This is a genomic window from Paenibacillus xylanexedens (assembly GCF_017874615.1).
Taxonomy (GTDB): Bacteria; Bacillota; Bacilli; order Paenibacillales; family Paenibacillaceae; genus Paenibacillus; species Paenibacillus xylanexedens.
The window spans coordinates 321,859-335,678 of the sequence record NZ_JAGIKV010000004.1 but is presented as its reverse complement, the minus strand read 5'-3'; the positions used below and the strand labels follow the sequence as shown (position 1 = coordinate 335,678).

Below are 13,820 nucleotides of genomic sequence, written 5' to 3'. Positions count from 1 at the left end.
TGAGTCCAAAAACTATTGGAGGCTTCTTACATGAGCTATAATGATCGACTGATTCGGGCAAGTTTCAAACAACAGGTAGACCGTGTCCCGGTATGGTACATGCGTCAAGCTGGACGTTACGATCCTGAATATCGCAAAATTAAAGAAAAGTACTCCTTGCTAGAGATCTGCAAACAACCCGAGCTGGCGGCTGAAGTTACACTCATGCCGGTACGCAAACTTGGTGTAGATGCGGCTATTTTGTATTCCGATATTATGAATCCGGTTGCCTCTCTGGGCATTGATTTTGACATTGTAAAAAATATTGGTCCAGTTATTGATAATCCTATTCGTTCGGCTGCAGATGTGGATCGGCTGCGTCCCATCGACGTAGAAGGAGATCTGTCACATATTCTGGAAACCATTCGAATTCTGGATAAGGAGCTTGATGTGCCTCTTATTACGTTTGCGGGCGCACCATTCACGATTGCGAGTTATCTGATTGAAGGCCGACCTTCGAAAGGTTATATCCGCACCAAAACGATGATGTACAGCGAGCCTGAGGTGTGGCATAAGCTGATGCAGAAGCTTGGTGATATGGTTATTACATATGTCCGTGCGCATATTGCGAATGGCGGTAAGGCATTCCAGTTGTTTGACAGCTGGGTTGGAGCACTTTCTCCCAAAGACTTCAGAACATATGTGTTGCCTACGATTACCCGTATCTTTACCGAATTATCCGATTTGAATGTACCGAAGATTTATTTCCCTGGTGTTGCATCAGGCGAATTGTTGCCAGCGCTGCATAATTTGCAAGCCGATGTGATTGGATTGGACTGGAGAGTATCCATTTCGGAAGGGCGTCAACGTCTTGGCGGCAAATTTGCAGTACAGGGTAACCTGGACCCATATTTGCTGACTGCCCCGATGGAACTGATTAAAGAGCAAGCCAAAGTGATTATTGACGAAGGAATCAAGGAGCCGGGTTATATTTTCAACCTCGGACACGGATTATTTCCTGAAGCATCGCTAGAGAAGCTCAGAGAACTAACGGCTTATATTCATGAATATTCTGCCGAAGCATTGAAGACTGGGGTGACGGTATCTAATGACTAATACGATAGGTGTACTGGTGATGTCGTATGGCACACCAGAAAATATGGAGAGTGTTGAAGCGTATTACACACATATCCGCAGAGGACGTCCGCCTGAACCAGAGCAATTGAAAGAACTGACGGATCGTTATGAAGCCATTGTTGGCGGTGTTTTCCCACTTCGGGAGAACACAGACAATCAGGTCAAGGCCCTACAAGAGACATTAAATCGCGATGAGCGTGGCACTGATGTGGAATTCCGTTGTTATCAAGGTCTGAAGCATGCCTATCCGTTTATTGAGGATGGCGTGGAGCAGATGGCGAAGGATGGAATTCAGACAGCGATTGGTATTGTACTGGCTCCTCATTTTTCCACGATGAGTGTAGGCAGTTATATCAAACGTGCGCGTGAAAAAGCAGAAGAGATGGGCGTTCATATGTCCTTTATTGAGAGTTATCATCTGCATCCGAAGTTAATTCAGGCGTTGTCCACACGTGTCAGTGCCAAGTTGGATGCGTTCGAAGAAGCTGGAGCAAAACGCGGAGATGTGAAGGTGTTGTTTAGTGCGCACAGTCTGCCGGCACGTATTGTGGAGATGGGTGATCCATACCCGCAACAATTGCTGGAGACTTCGGAAGTGATTGCATCACGTGTAGGAATAACCAATTGGCAATTTACGTGGCAGAGTGCCGGACGAACAGCTGAGCCTTGGCTTGGACCGGATATTCTGGATACGTTACAGGAGCTTTCTCGTGAACAGGTAGAGGATGTGCTTGTGGCACCAATCGGGTTTGTCTCGGATCATCTCGAAGTGCTCTATGATCTTGATATTGAGGCCAAATCGATTGCCAAAGAGATCGACATGCGCCTGATGCGTATTGATTCTCTCAATAGCGATCCTCTATACATGGAGACGTTAAGCGACGTTATTATAAGCCGATGGCAGCAAGGGTCGGATGAGTAATGGGTGATAAGAAACGCCGTGTTGTTGTTGTCGGCGGTGGCCTTACCGGCCTCAGCGCGGCATTTTATATCCGCAAGCATTACCGGGAAGCAGGAGTTGAACCTGTGATTACTTTGGTCGAGAAAAGCTCGTCCATGGGAGGCATGATTGAAACACTGCACCGGGATGGATTTGTGATTGAAAAAGGGCCCGATTCTTTCCTGGCTCGCAAAACAGCAATGATTGATCTTGCCAAAGAATTGGAGATTGATCATGAATTGGTCAGTCAGAATCCGGAGTCGAAGAAAACGTATATCATGCAGCGTGGCAAGCTTCATCCTATGCCAGCAGGACTTGTTCTCGGTATCCCGACAGAACTAAGACCATTCCTGAGAAGTGGTCTGGTCTCTCCGGCAGGCAAACTGCGGGCGTTGATGGATTTTGTCATCCCGCCGCGTCGTACAACAGAGGATGAATCGCTCAGTTATATGATTGAACGTCGTCTTGGAGCAGAAGTGCTGGAGAACTTGACGGAACCACTGCTCGCAGGAATCTATGCAGGTGATATGCGGCGATTGAGCCTCCAGGCTACCTTCCCGCAGTTCGGAGAAGTAGAGCGCGATTACGGCAGCTTGATCCGGGGCATGATGACGGGTCGCAAACCGGCTGAGACGCATACCGGAACAAAACGAAGTGCCTTTCTGAACTTTCGCCAGGGACTTCAGAGCCTTGTTCATGCACTCGTCCATGAGCTGCAGGATGTGGATCAACGTCTGAACACTGCTGTGAAGTCGCTGCAACGCCTTGATGGAGCGCAGACCAGATACCGTGTTGAACTGGAGAATGGTGAACAGCTAGAAGCGGATGATGTAGTGGTTACTGTGCCAACATATGTTGCGTCGGAGCTGCTGAAGCCTCACGTTGATACAGCGGCACTGGATGCGATTAACTATGTGTCTGTAGCCAATGTAGTGCTCGCTTTTGAGAAAAAAGAGGTGGAGCATGTATTCGACGGGTCGGGTTTCCTCGTTCCGCGGAAAGAGGGGCGGAATATTACTGCTTGCACGTGGACATCGACGAAATGGCTGCATACGAGCCCGGATGATAAAGTACTGCTCCGCTGTTATGTTGGTCGCTCCGGTGACGAACAGAACGTAGAGCTTCCGGATGAAGCGCTGACGAATCTCGTTCTCAAGGATCTGAGAGAGACGATGGGTATTGAAGCAGTGCCGATCTTCTCCGAGATTACAAGGCTACGTAAATCCATGCCACAGTATCCGGTGGGACACCTTCAACATATTGCCGCCCTCCGTGAGGAGCTTGGCAGCAAATTACCGGGTGTTTACATTGCAGGTGCAGGTTATGAGGGCGTAGGCTTGCCTGATTGCATCAGACAAGCGAAGGAAATGTCTGTTCAGGCTACACAAGAGCTTACAGCAGATTAAGTACAGCAAGAGAGCTGTCTCAAACGTAGAATTATCTACTGGAGAGATGGCTTTTTTTATGTGAAGATCTGGAAGCTAACTGAGTTCATACCCTTTCAATCGATACAGTTCCAAGGAATGATGGAAATCCAGAATATGCCTGATATAATGGTATGTATGGCTGTGAAGAAGAAGAGGAGTTGCTTATGTATCCCCCAAGATCAGAGCGAAGTGTAAAGAAGAAAAAAGGTAGTAAACGCACCCGCAATACAATCACAATCATCTGGACAGTTAATATTGTATTGATCATTGCAATTGGTTTGGTGGGCATTTTTTATGTCATTAATTCACGTCAGCAACAGGCAGACCAGCCGGTGAAGCAAGAAATCGTCGATCAGGATGAGTCTTCCATTAGTGAGGATGCCAAAGGCGGGGATCAAGTAACTTCTCCAGACTCGGAATCCGATGAGACTTCGGAAGAAGATCCTAAAGCTACGGATGAAGAGACAACAGAGGATGTAGAAAAGACATCCGGCGTAGCGACATCTGACTCTTCAGGCAGCACCAATAGTGGGAAAGCCGATTCTGGAACGAAAAAACCTGGCACAACTTTGACACCATCCGGCACTAAGGGAAATGCAGGTGCGGATACCGAATCAGGGGTGTCAAGACCTTCCAATTCAGCGAAGGATGTCACAATTAACTTTGTTGGTGATATTCAATTTTCGGGCAAAGTTGCTGAACTGCTGGATAAAAACGGTTATGATTATCCCTTTGCCAAACTCGGCAGGTTATTCAAGGATGATGATCTTACCATCGGTAACCTGGAGACACCAATAACCCTGGGTGGTACCAGTGCAGCTGATAAAACCTATGTCTACAAATCATCGCCCAAAGCATTGGCTGCAATGGCTTCAGCTGGTTTTGATGCTGTGAATTTGGCTAACAATCATATTTTGGATCAGGGCGTAGAGGGTTTGGTGGATACGTTAACCTATCTCAAGGAATATGGCATAGCTCACACCGGGGCAGGTATGAACAGGGATGAGGCCTACGCACCAGCATATCTGGAACGCAAAGGCATGAAGATTGCATTGCTTGGGTTCTCCCGAGTTGTACCGGAAACGAGTTGGAAGGCTGAAGGCAATCGGGCTGGCGTGGCTGAAGCCTATGATTCCACAGGAGCAGTCAAAGCGATCCAGGAGGCCCGTAAGAAGGCTGATCTGGTGATCGTGGTTGCACACTGGGGAGAGGAACGTGTAAGTACTCCGAATAGTGACCAGACCCGATTGGCTCATGAGTTTGTAGATGCTGGCGCTGATCTGGTCATAGGTGGTCATCCTCATGTGTTGCAAGGGTTGGAGTACTATAAGGGGAAGTGGATTGCATACAGTACGGGAAATTTCATTTTCTCTAGATCAACAACCGAAGAGACGTGGAAAACGGCGGTATTTCAGGCTCGCTGTAGTCAAGATGCAGCTTGCAGCATGAAAGTTATCCCTTATGAGGCCGGGCTAGGTCAGGCCATTCCAATGATTGATGAGGCGAACAAACTGCTGTTGGAACAGATGGCAAAGCTCTCCCTGGGTATTCGATATGATGGGAATGGAGTCGCTTCACCTAATTAAAAACCTTTTTGAGGAGGGAATCGAATGAACAACCTTTGTGTAGCACACCGTGGATTTTCTTCTATTGCACCAGAGAATACGATGGCTGCTTTCCTGATGGCCATGGAGCGGCCTGAAGTTCAGTGGATGGAGTTGGATGTGCAGTTGTCGCGTGATGGTGTGCCCGTGGTTATTCATGATTTTACAGTGGATCGCACGACGAATGGCAAGGGCCTGGTTCGGGAAACTGATTGGGCTGATCTGCAACGTCTGGATGCCGGAGCATGGAAAAACAGGTCTTACAAAGGAGAACGGATTCCGGCGCTAAGTGAATTGTTAGATCGCTCGTGCGGCAGAGTGCGTTTGAACATTGAACTGAAAACGCAGGGAGACATGTACCCGGGTCTGCCTGCGGCTGTTATACATGAAGTGAGAAAAAGACATATGCAAAATGATGTTGTGATCACCTCATTTGAACCAGCCGCACTGATCGAAGTGAAGAAACTTGCACCGGAGATCCAGACGGGGCTAATTATCGATGCACGACCAGGTGACCTGTTAACCGCGCTGCGGCAGATGAATTGTACATTCCTCTCGATTGAATACACCAATGTAGACAAATCCTTAATGAACGAGATGCGGAGTGCAGGCATTCGGGTGATGGCTTGGACAGTGGATGACAAGACCATTATGAAGAAACTGGCGGCAGTTGATCCAGAACTGATGTTATGTACGAACCGTCCTGACGTGTGGGAGCTGGCATTTCAGGAGACAAGTAGCCGATTTTTCAGACCTTAACTTTACTATATGCACTAATGAATCCGATAAAGGTGGTAATATACCCATGTTGACTAACATTCGCAATGTATACTGTGTAGGACGCAATTATAAACTTCATGCGGAAGAATTGGGTAACGCGGTTCCGGATGAGCCAATGATCTTTATGAAACCTTCTCATGCAGTCGTGCCCCTGAATGGTGAAACGCTTGAATTGCCTGCTAGCAAGGGTGAAGTTCACTATGAAGCTGAGCTGGTCGTGCAAATCAGCCAGAGTTATGAGCCAGGTATGGCGGTAGATGAGCTGGTGGAGGCGTATGCATTTGGTATTGATTTTACGTTACGTGACGTACAGACCGTGATTAAGAAAAAAGGCCACCCGTGGACAGCGGCCAAAGGGTTCAAAAATTCCGCTCCGGTTACTGCATTTCAGGCATTCCCGGGTGCGGCAGCTTTACTTGAGAAAGACTTTACATTGACCAAAAATGGTGAGGAAGTCCAGCGTGGTAACATTCGTAACATGATCTTCAGTTTACAGGATATTGTGGATTATGTAGGTCATCATTATGGCCTGGGGCCGGGCGATGTCATTTTTACAGGAACACCTGAAGGTGTTGGACCAACACAAGCAGGAGATGTGCTCGAACTGGCATGGGACGGCGAATCCCTGGGTGCCTGCACGATTGGGGCAGCGCAATAAGGATTACACATCATACCTGCTTGAGATGAATAGGGTACAAGAAAGGGGCGTGAATACGCTCCTTTTTGCTGTGCTATCGTGGATATATGTTTATATCTTCATCGTACGGATACGCTACTAATTTAGGCCAAATTATACGCTGTGTTTGCGCTCTGTGTGACCAACTCTTCCAGTTCAGCTTGTTGTGCAGCATGTTGCTCCGAGCTGATACTTCCACTTGCGAGCCGTTCATCCAACTGTTCCTTGAGCTGCCTTACTTGTATAGCAATGACCTCATCCAAATTCCCGTTGTTTTCTTCCGTAATCGTCCTCAGTGATTTGCCGTTGTACAGTTCCTGGTACAGATCCACTTCTGAAGCCTGATTCAGAGCGTCGAGCAGCTCATCACTGCTTCCCTCACGAGTGTCCAAGTCAACGATGGACCATTTAGCAGTAGGTATGGGAGAGATGGCAGACTGGCCCCAGGCTGTTCCAGCGAAGGACATAGTGACAATCATTGTGCCTATAATAATGACTCTTTTCATATTCATATGGATAATCCTCATTTCTGTAGTTGAGTACGAACTGAATCGTAGCTTGTCGTTGATGTAGTTGTAGATGTTTCGATCTGAGAATAGTGTAAACGGGAAACCTGAAGTGAAACTTAAAACAGGATAAGTAATTTCAACCTAGCGGAGAACGACCGCAACAAGAAAAGATCACTAATACAATTCGCACTTGACAGGTTGGGTTAGTTGGTTATATGATAATCTCAATTATTTTAATACTCATTAAATGAACAGTGAACTAATTTGAACTGAAAACTGCATTGAGCTGATTGGACCACCAAAGGCTCCCGGGACTACTCCTCTAAGGAATGTCCTCGGGGGCCTTTTTTCGTATCTTTATTGAAGCTTCAAACGATCAAGGAGGTTATGAAATGAGTGATAGAGACTGGGAAGCATTGGAGCGGACGGATTGGTTATTTCGCAAAATGGTCAGACGATTTGTCAAAGAGCGGGATCGCATCTCTGTAGAAGGTATCAGCCTGCCAGGCATGCTTATCCTGCACAAAATCATTCGTGAGGGAGAACAGCGGCTTGGAGATCTGGCAGAACAATTGGACTTCACATCGGGTGCCATTACAGCTCTGACCGATAAGTTGGAGAAAAAGGGACTCACCATCCGCAGACGAAAGGAAGACGACCGCCGGACGGTTTTACTAGACATCACATCGAGCGGGCGGGAGATGTATGCGAGAAACAGCAACATCGGTGCCCGATGTATCACGCTTCTGTTTGAGGGTTTTACGAGTGAGGAACTGGAGCAGCAAAGTCAATTCTACGAGCGGGTAGTAGCGAATCTGGAGGGGTTCTCGGACACGGTGCTGGAATTGGTGGAGAGCAACGGGATACAAGAACATGATCAGTCCTCCACAAGTGACCTTGAGCAGAAGCAACGGGAAAATACCGGGAAGAGTAACTATCTCAGTTATTGAGGTTGGGTCAAAGTAAGGACATTTGATATACACAAACATTCTAGGGGAGAGATGATCAATGGGACACTCAACAATATATCCAACTGGAGCGACGTTATACAATCCGGATAAGGCTTGGGGCGGTTATACCGTCTATCAGGCAGGTGAAGAAGGCGTAGTATTGATCGATATGAATGGCAAGGAGGTTCACCTGTGGAAAGGATTGTTAGGTTTTCCGGCCAAAATATTACCTGGCGGCTACGTGCTGGGCAGCACGGGTCGGAGAGATCCAAAGTTCGGTATTCAGGACAATGTCGATTTGGTCCAAGTGGATTGGGACGGCAACATTGTATGGAAATACAATAGCTACGAACACATCGAAGATCCGGGATATGAGCCACTATGGTATGCCCGCCAGCATCATGATTATCAGCGTGAGGGGAATCCGGTAGGTTATTATGCACCTGGCCTTGCGCCAAAGACGAAGAGTGGCAAAACCCTTATTCTGGCTCACAAAAATGTGAGTAACCCGCAAATTTCAGATAAGCCATTGCTTGATGATGCCATTATCGAAGTCGATTGGGAGGGGAAGGTACTCTGGGAGTGGCTGCCTAACGAACATTTTGAAGAATTAGGTTTTGATGAAGCTGCTCGAAATGTCCTGTTCCGTGATCCAAATACACGTTCTTTCGGTCATCTGGGTGGTGGCGTTGGTGACTGGTTACATATTAATTCTGCTTCTTATGTCGGACCCAACCGTTTCTATGAAGAGGGAGACGAACGGTTCCACCCCGACAATATTATCTGGGATGCCAGAGAGGCCAACATTATTGCCATTACAGACAGACAGAGTGGAAAGATCGTGTGGAGATTAGGGCCAGACTATACTTCACCTGAAGTGAAACACATCGGCACAATTATCGGGCAGCATCATGCACATATCATTCCCCAAGGTCTACCGGGTGAAGGCAACTTGCTCGTATTCGACAATGGCGGCTGGGCAGGTTACGGCCTTCCGAATCCGGCTTCTCCATTTGGATTGAAACATGCGATTCGGGATCACTCCCGTGTACTGGAGATTAACCCGGTCACTCTGGAGATTGTCTGGCAGTATACATCGGCAGAAGCAGGTTTCTCGGTTCCGACGGATTCTTATAAATTTTATAGCCCATACATCAGTTCCGCCCAGCGTTTACCTAACGGCAACACCCTAATAACCGAGGGTTCCAATGGCAGATTGTTTGAAGTCACAACGGAGCATGAGCTGGTATGGGAGTATGTTTCTCCTTACACTGATGGGCGGAATACCAATATGGTCTATCGCTCATATCGAGTTCCTTATCAGTGGGTTCCACAGTTGGAGAAACCGCAGGAAGTTGCGATCGAAGCCATTGATGTCTCCACCTACAGGGTCCCGGGAGCAGCACCCAAAGGTTCTGCATCCATCGTGAGCGTTGAGACAACTCTTCCATTTGTGGAGGGTGCAGCCTGTGTGGCAACGTCGGATGAAGGCAAGTCGGGCGGTTAGGCTTCAAGAATCATGACTAGATCGAATGGGGTGTATATTGTGAGAAAACCATCCATAGTAACTGGCATATTGATATTATTTCTGGCTACGGCACTCCTATTATCCGGATGCAGTTCAAACGCAGCAGGATCTGGAGCAAAAGACGCTACCGGCAACAATACCGATATTGTAAAAATTCGAATCGCAGATACAAGTACGAACCCAACGTTCAGGGTAGCCATTGCCAAAGGTTTTTTTGAAAACAGGGGCATTGATGCAGAGAGTATTACGTTTGGCTCACCGGCTGAAGGTGTAAATGCACTATTTATCAAACAGGTTGATATTGCTTACGGTGCGGACTTCCCTGTATTAAATGCTTTGTCTAAAGGGGAATATTCAGTCATCGCTTCTGCAGGCCAGACTACGGATGAAGCGGCAGCCGCCTGGAAGCTGTATGCAAGGGAAAATATTCAGAGTGGAGCGGATTTGAAGGGCAAGAAAGTGAGTTTCATTCGAGGCACATTTATTCCATATCTATGGGATGAATATTTGAAAGATCAGGGGGTGGCGCTGAGTGATGTGACGCAAATTGGTCAGGGTGCTTTTGATGAAGCCTACATCGCACTGAAACAGGGAGACCTTGATGCCGCTTGGGTCATAGGTTCAGCGTTAACCGATAAATTCGATGCACTCGAAGGAGTACATCAACTGACGGATATGTCTCAGACGCCTATCCGCCTTGGTATGGGGCTGATATCGAGTAATGAATTCATCCATACAAACCCCGAAAAGATAAGTGATTTCCTTGCGGCGCTTGATGAGGCATCCACGTATGCCCAAGCACATCCTGAAGAGGTTGCAGATCTGATGTATCAAGAGACCAAACAGCCTAAAGATGCCACGTTGAAAGACCTTCCGATCAATCCATGGAACGTTGGATTTACGCAGGCTGCTTATGATAGTTTGGCAGGTCAGAAGCAATATATGGTGGACACCGGAATCATCGAACGGGATTTTGATCTCGACACCAAACTCGATCTGACTTCTCTCCAGCAGGGTCTGCCGGAAAAAGTGACATATAGTAAATAATTCTTATTGAAATGGGAGGTGTCCGTTATGTCCTTACCTGCAACTCAGCATACCATTCATATTGAACAGCTGCGGAAAACGTATCATGCCCCGACCAATGGGGATGTGCATTATATCATTAAGGATGTCGATCTGGTTATCAAGGGAGGAGAGTTCTTTGTCCTGCTTGGTCCCAGTGGGTGTGGGAAGTCAACGCTGCTGAACATGATCGCGGGTTTTATCTCCAAGTCGGGCGGACAGCTCAAGGTAGACAACAAGGAGATCGATAGACCGGGCAGGGATCGGGCAATGGTATTCCAGCAGGCGGATTCTTCTCTCTTTCCATGGTTAACTGTGAGGGAAAATGTTGAATTCGGACTTCGAATGTCCAAGGTGCCTAAGACACAACGACGTGAGATCTCTGATCGTTACATCCAGCTTGTGGGACTGAGTGCTCATGAGGGGAAATTTCCGAAAGAGCTCTCGGGTGGCATGAAGCAGCGGGTTCAATTGGCTCGGGTACTTGCGAATGACTCGGCGATCTTGTTAATGGATGAGCCATTCGGTGCGCTGGACGCGATGACGAGACGGACCATGCAGAAGGAACTGGTGAATATTTGGAAAGAAACCCATAAAACCGTTATCTTTGTCACACACGATATTCAGGAGGCGTTATTGCTTGGTGAGCGCATAGGCATTATGTCTGTAGGTCCGTCTTCAAATATAACGGATATTTACAATAACAACTTACCTTATCCGAGGAACATCGCCTCGTCTGAGTTCAACACTTTGTATGACCGAATTCAAGGCCACTTTGAAGAATAATTGAGGTGATATACAAGATGAAATGGTTGGAGAAAAAATGGGTGTCTATCCCGCTTCTATGGGTAACGGTCATCTTAATCTGGCAGCTCGGTGCCCTCATCTATGGGCCTGACGTAATCCCTGGTCCGTGGCACACGATCCTGGGAGCACGCGAACTGATTGCTGACGGTACGCTGATGGAGTATATCGGAATCAGCTTCACTCGTGTACTGGCAGGCTGGGTACTCGGAAGCATCATTGCTATTCCGGTAGGATTGATTATTGGCAAAGTGCATATCATCCGGCTGTTCGCCGAGCCATTCCTTAACTTTATACGTTTTATCCCGCCAATTGCTTTTATCACCTTATTCCTGGTGTGGTTCGGAATTGGAGAGCAATCCAAGATCGCGCTTATTATGTACGCAACCTTCTTCATTGTTGTGCTGAATACACTGACAGGTGTTCTCTCCGTTGAAGAAGATAAAATCCGGTCGGCCCGCAGTATGGGAGCCAATGAACGGCAGATTCTGTTACATGTAATTGTTCCGGCAACAACCCCGTATATCTTCACGGGTGTGCGACTGGCGATGGGGACTTCTTATATGGCGATAATCGGTGCTGAGATGATTGCCTCGAATGAGGGAGTGGGTTACTTAATCTGGAACTCCAGACTCTTTTTCCGAACAGATTGGATCTTTGTCGGACTGATTTCCCTGGGTTTTATGGGATTCCTGACGGATCGATTGTTCAACTGGTTTGGTCGCAGAGTACTCTACCGATATGGGGTCATTGGCGGAGCGAAGCGGGTCTAAATTAGGACATAGGAACATTGAATTACAGACGTTATTTGAAAAGGGGAGTTATCTTGTTTTAACGTTTGATCAATAACCTGTTTTGGTACTTCTACACGAGGCCAAAACAGGTTTTTTGTGTGCTGGCGTAAGGAGTTTCGGCATTGGGATCAAACCGTGGTATAATTGAATTTCAAAAATACAATAAACGTCATGCTGGCTGTACATACGCTGCATGCAGGAGACATTATGGATTGGATTATTGGCGCCGTATGCGCTTCTATGGTGGCAGGTGCTGCCTATGCGAAAAAGTCGCTAACCTTGTCTGGTTGCCTGGCAGCCATCATGATGGGAACGATATATTACGGAGCGGGTAACCTGTTCTGGTTTGGCACGTTATTGTTGTTTTTCATTACTTCAACGTTGCTCTCCAGGTTTCGTAAAGATCGGAAGCAGGAGCTGGAGAAATCCTATGCCAAGTCAGGAAATCGGGATGCCGGACAAGTGATGGCTAATGGTGGAATGGGCATGTTCCTATGTCTGGGATACTGGATATTTCCACATCCGGCATGGGTGTATGCTTTCATTGGTGTAATGGCTACCGTTACATCGGATACATGGGCAACCGAAATTGGGAGTCTCAGTCGCAAGCCGCCTCGCTCTGTTCTCACGTGGAAGGTACTTACGCCAGGTGCTTCAGGGGGTGTCTCACTTCTCGGCACCGTGGCTGCAGCCGTAGGCGGGGCTCTGATTGGTGCGGGAGCATTCTTGTTTTCCTGGATCGCCGGGATAGAAGGGCTTAGTCTGTTTAGTTGGACTTTTGTCGGTCTTGCAGGCGGGTTGGCAGGGGCTTTTGCCGATTCCTATCTGGGCGCAACGGTGCAGATGATGTATCGTTGTACGGTTTGTGGCCGTGAAGTTGAGGTACATGAACATTGCGGGCATCCAACGGTTCGGGCTCGTGGCTGGGCATGGATGAGTAACGACCTGGTGAACGTGCTTAGCTCGGTGATCGGCGGATGTGTGGCGATTGGTTTAGGTAACATTTTGGCGTTGTAGGGGGGAGTACATTTTGAGCACTGTACAGGGAGACAAATCGGAGGCTATTTTGGATGCGGCCTATGGTATTTTTGGCTCGAAAGGTTTTTATGAGACCAAAATGTCTGATATTGCAGACGAAGCCGGCATCGCAAAAGGCACCATTTATTTATATTTTAAAAGCAAGGAACAATTATTTATCGCAGTATCCAAGCGGGATTGTAACAGTTTTATCAGCCGTCTTGAATATGCTTTGAACTCGTATGAGAACACAGGTGATAAACTTGGAGCAATAGCCAAGACCCACCTTACGTATTATTATGAGCGCCGCAATCATACCAAGCTCTTTTTTATGGCACCCAATAATGATCCGGATCTGATGAAATTCATGAAGGCATTCATGAATCAATACATGAGTATGGTGTGTGAGGTATTGGAAAGTGCAAGTGTACCTGAGCCTGTATTGCTCGCTGAAGCTTATATTGGAATTCTGGACCGGCTGAAGATGGATATCATGTTGAATCCGGAGTTTAATGAGGAACATCTGAACAAACGAATTGCTTTTGCAGCAGCATTGTTTCTGGATGGATGCCGTTCTTTTTTACAAGTTTAAAGTAAGTGCGCGGATGTA

The 13,820-nt window shown here is 47.4% G+C and carries 14 protein-coding genes; 13 read left to right on the top strand and 1 reads right to left on the bottom strand.

Annotated features, from left to right (window positions below; all coding sequences use genetic code 11):
• The first annotated feature begins 30 nt into the window (after window positions 1-30).
• The 6 genes from hemE to J2Z28_RS07545 all read left to right on the top strand — a co-directional run bounded on the left by hemE (window position 31) and on the right by J2Z28_RS07545 (window position 6,525).
• Entirely contained in the window at window positions 31-1,095 is a 1,065-nt protein-coding gene (hemE, locus tag J2Z28_RS07570; RefSeq protein WP_047842363.1) for a uroporphyrinogen decarboxylase, read from the top strand.
• Complete coding sequence (hemH, locus tag J2Z28_RS07565) at window positions 1,088-2,038, top strand: ferrochelatase (RefSeq protein WP_211081776.1); 951 nt, start codon at window positions 1,088-1,090, stop codon at window positions 2,036-2,038. Before hemE ends, hemH begins: the two co-directional genes overlap by 8 nt.
• A complete protein-coding gene (gene hemY / locus J2Z28_RS07560) occupies window positions 2,038-3,462 on the top strand; it encodes a protoporphyrinogen oxidase (RefSeq protein WP_211081775.1) in 1,425 nt (474 codons plus the stop codon). The genes hemH and hemY overlap by 1 nt, the downstream gene beginning before the upstream one ends.
• Before the next feature lie 185 nt (window positions 3,463-3,647).
• Window positions 3,648-5,069: a CapA family protein gene (locus J2Z28_RS07555; RefSeq protein WP_211081774.1), complete on the top strand. Its 1,422-nt coding sequence runs from the start codon at window positions 3,648-3,650 to the stop codon at window positions 5,067-5,069.
• Between the two features lie 24 nt (window positions 5,070-5,093).
• Window positions 5,094-5,846: a glycerophosphodiester phosphodiesterase gene (locus tag J2Z28_RS07550; RefSeq protein WP_211081773.1), complete on the top strand. Its 753-nt coding sequence runs from the start codon at window positions 5,094-5,096 to the stop codon at window positions 5,844-5,846.
• Window positions 5,847-5,892: 46 nt separating this feature from the next.
• A complete protein-coding gene (locus J2Z28_RS07545; protein WP_211081772.1) occupies window positions 5,893-6,525 on the top strand; it encodes a fumarylacetoacetate hydrolase family protein in 633 nt (210 codons plus the stop codon).
• A 122-nt stretch (window positions 6,526-6,647) separates the two neighbouring features.
• Here J2Z28_RS07545 and J2Z28_RS07540 read toward each other — a convergent pair whose 3' ends face one another.
• The gene (locus J2Z28_RS07540) at window positions 6,648-7,055 is read right to left on the bottom strand and encodes a hypothetical protein (protein WP_211081771.1); all 408 of its coding nucleotides are present in this window, start codon (window positions 7,053-7,055) and stop codon (window positions 6,648-6,650) included.
• Between the two features lie 389 nt (window positions 7,056-7,444).
• On the opposite strand from J2Z28_RS07540, the gene J2Z28_RS07535 reads away from it, so the two are divergent.
• The 7 genes from J2Z28_RS07535 to J2Z28_RS07505 all read left to right on the top strand — a co-directional run bounded on the left by J2Z28_RS07535 (window position 7,445) and on the right by J2Z28_RS07505 (window position 13,802).
• Window positions 7,445-8,002 carry a MarR family winged helix-turn-helix transcriptional regulator gene (locus J2Z28_RS07535; RefSeq protein ID WP_211081770.1) on the top strand — a complete coding sequence of 186 codons (558 nt, stop codon included), beginning with the start codon at window positions 7,445-7,447 and terminating at the stop codon, window positions 8,000-8,002.
• A gap of 58 nt (window positions 8,003-8,060) precedes the next feature.
• A complete protein-coding gene (locus tag J2Z28_RS07530) occupies window positions 8,061-9,509 on the top strand; it encodes an aryl-sulfate sulfotransferase (protein WP_211081769.1) in 1,449 nt (482 codons plus the stop codon).
• Window positions 9,510-9,548: 39 nt separating this feature from the next.
• Window positions 9,549-10,577, top strand: a complete 1,029-nt coding sequence (locus J2Z28_RS07525) for an ABC transporter substrate-binding protein (RefSeq protein ID WP_342357481.1) — start codon at window positions 9,549-9,551, stop codon at window positions 10,575-10,577.
• Window positions 10,578-10,604: 27 nt separating this feature from the next.
• Window positions 10,605-11,381, top strand: coding sequence for an ABC transporter ATP-binding protein (locus J2Z28_RS07520; protein ID WP_100529296.1), 777 nt, complete (start codon window positions 10,605-10,607; stop codon window positions 11,379-11,381).
• Window positions 11,382-11,398: 17 nt separating this feature from the next.
• Window positions 11,399-12,172 (top strand): ABC transporter permease, encoded by a 774-nt coding sequence (locus J2Z28_RS07515; protein WP_091017536.1) that lies wholly within the window; start codon window positions 11,399-11,401, stop codon window positions 12,170-12,172.
• Window positions 12,173-12,400: 228 nt separating this feature from the next.
• Window positions 12,401-13,210, top strand: a complete 810-nt coding sequence (locus J2Z28_RS07510; RefSeq protein WP_036609682.1) for a DUF92 domain-containing protein — start codon at window positions 12,401-12,403, stop codon at window positions 13,208-13,210.
• A 13-nt stretch (window positions 13,211-13,223) separates the two neighbouring features.
• Window positions 13,224-13,802: a TetR/AcrR family transcriptional regulator gene (locus J2Z28_RS07505; RefSeq protein WP_036609680.1), complete on the top strand. Its 579-nt coding sequence runs from the start codon at window positions 13,224-13,226 to the stop codon at window positions 13,800-13,802.
• The last annotated feature ends 18 nt before the right edge of the window (window positions 13,803-13,820 follow it).

Coding starts and splice junctions, on each gene's coding strand:
- hemE (WP_047842363.1), top strand. CDS start 31: ATGAGCTATAATGATCGACTGATTCGGGCAAGTTTCAAACAACAGGTA.
- hemH (WP_211081776.1), top strand. CDS start 1,088: ATGACTAATACGATAGGTGTACTGGTGATGTCGTATGGCACACCAGAA.
- hemY (WP_211081775.1), top strand. CDS start 2,038: ATGGGTGATAAGAAACGCCGTGTTGTTGTTGTCGGCGGTGGCCTTACC.
- J2Z28_RS07555 (WP_211081774.1), top strand. CDS start 3,648: ATGTATCCCCCAAGATCAGAGCGAAGTGTAAAGAAGAAAAAAGGTAGT.
- J2Z28_RS07550 (WP_211081773.1), top strand. CDS start 5,094: ATGAACAACCTTTGTGTAGCACACCGTGGATTTTCTTCTATTGCACCA.
- J2Z28_RS07545 (WP_211081772.1), top strand. CDS start 5,893: ATGTTGACTAACATTCGCAATGTATACTGTGTAGGACGCAATTATAAA.
- J2Z28_RS07540 (WP_211081771.1), bottom strand. CDS start 7,055: ATGAATATGAAAAGAGTCATTATTATAGGCACAATGATTGTCACTATG.
- J2Z28_RS07535 (WP_211081770.1), top strand. CDS start 7,445: ATGAGTGATAGAGACTGGGAAGCATTGGAGCGGACGGATTGGTTATTT.
- J2Z28_RS07530 (WP_211081769.1), top strand. CDS start 8,061: ATGGGACACTCAACAATATATCCAACTGGAGCGACGTTATACAATCCG.
- J2Z28_RS07520 (WP_100529296.1), top strand. CDS start 10,605: ATGTCCTTACCTGCAACTCAGCATACCATTCATATTGAACAGCTGCGG.
- J2Z28_RS07515 (WP_091017536.1), top strand. CDS start 11,399: ATGAAATGGTTGGAGAAAAAATGGGTGTCTATCCCGCTTCTATGGGTA.
- J2Z28_RS07510 (WP_036609682.1), top strand. CDS start 12,401: ATGGATTGGATTATTGGCGCCGTATGCGCTTCTATGGTGGCAGGTGCT.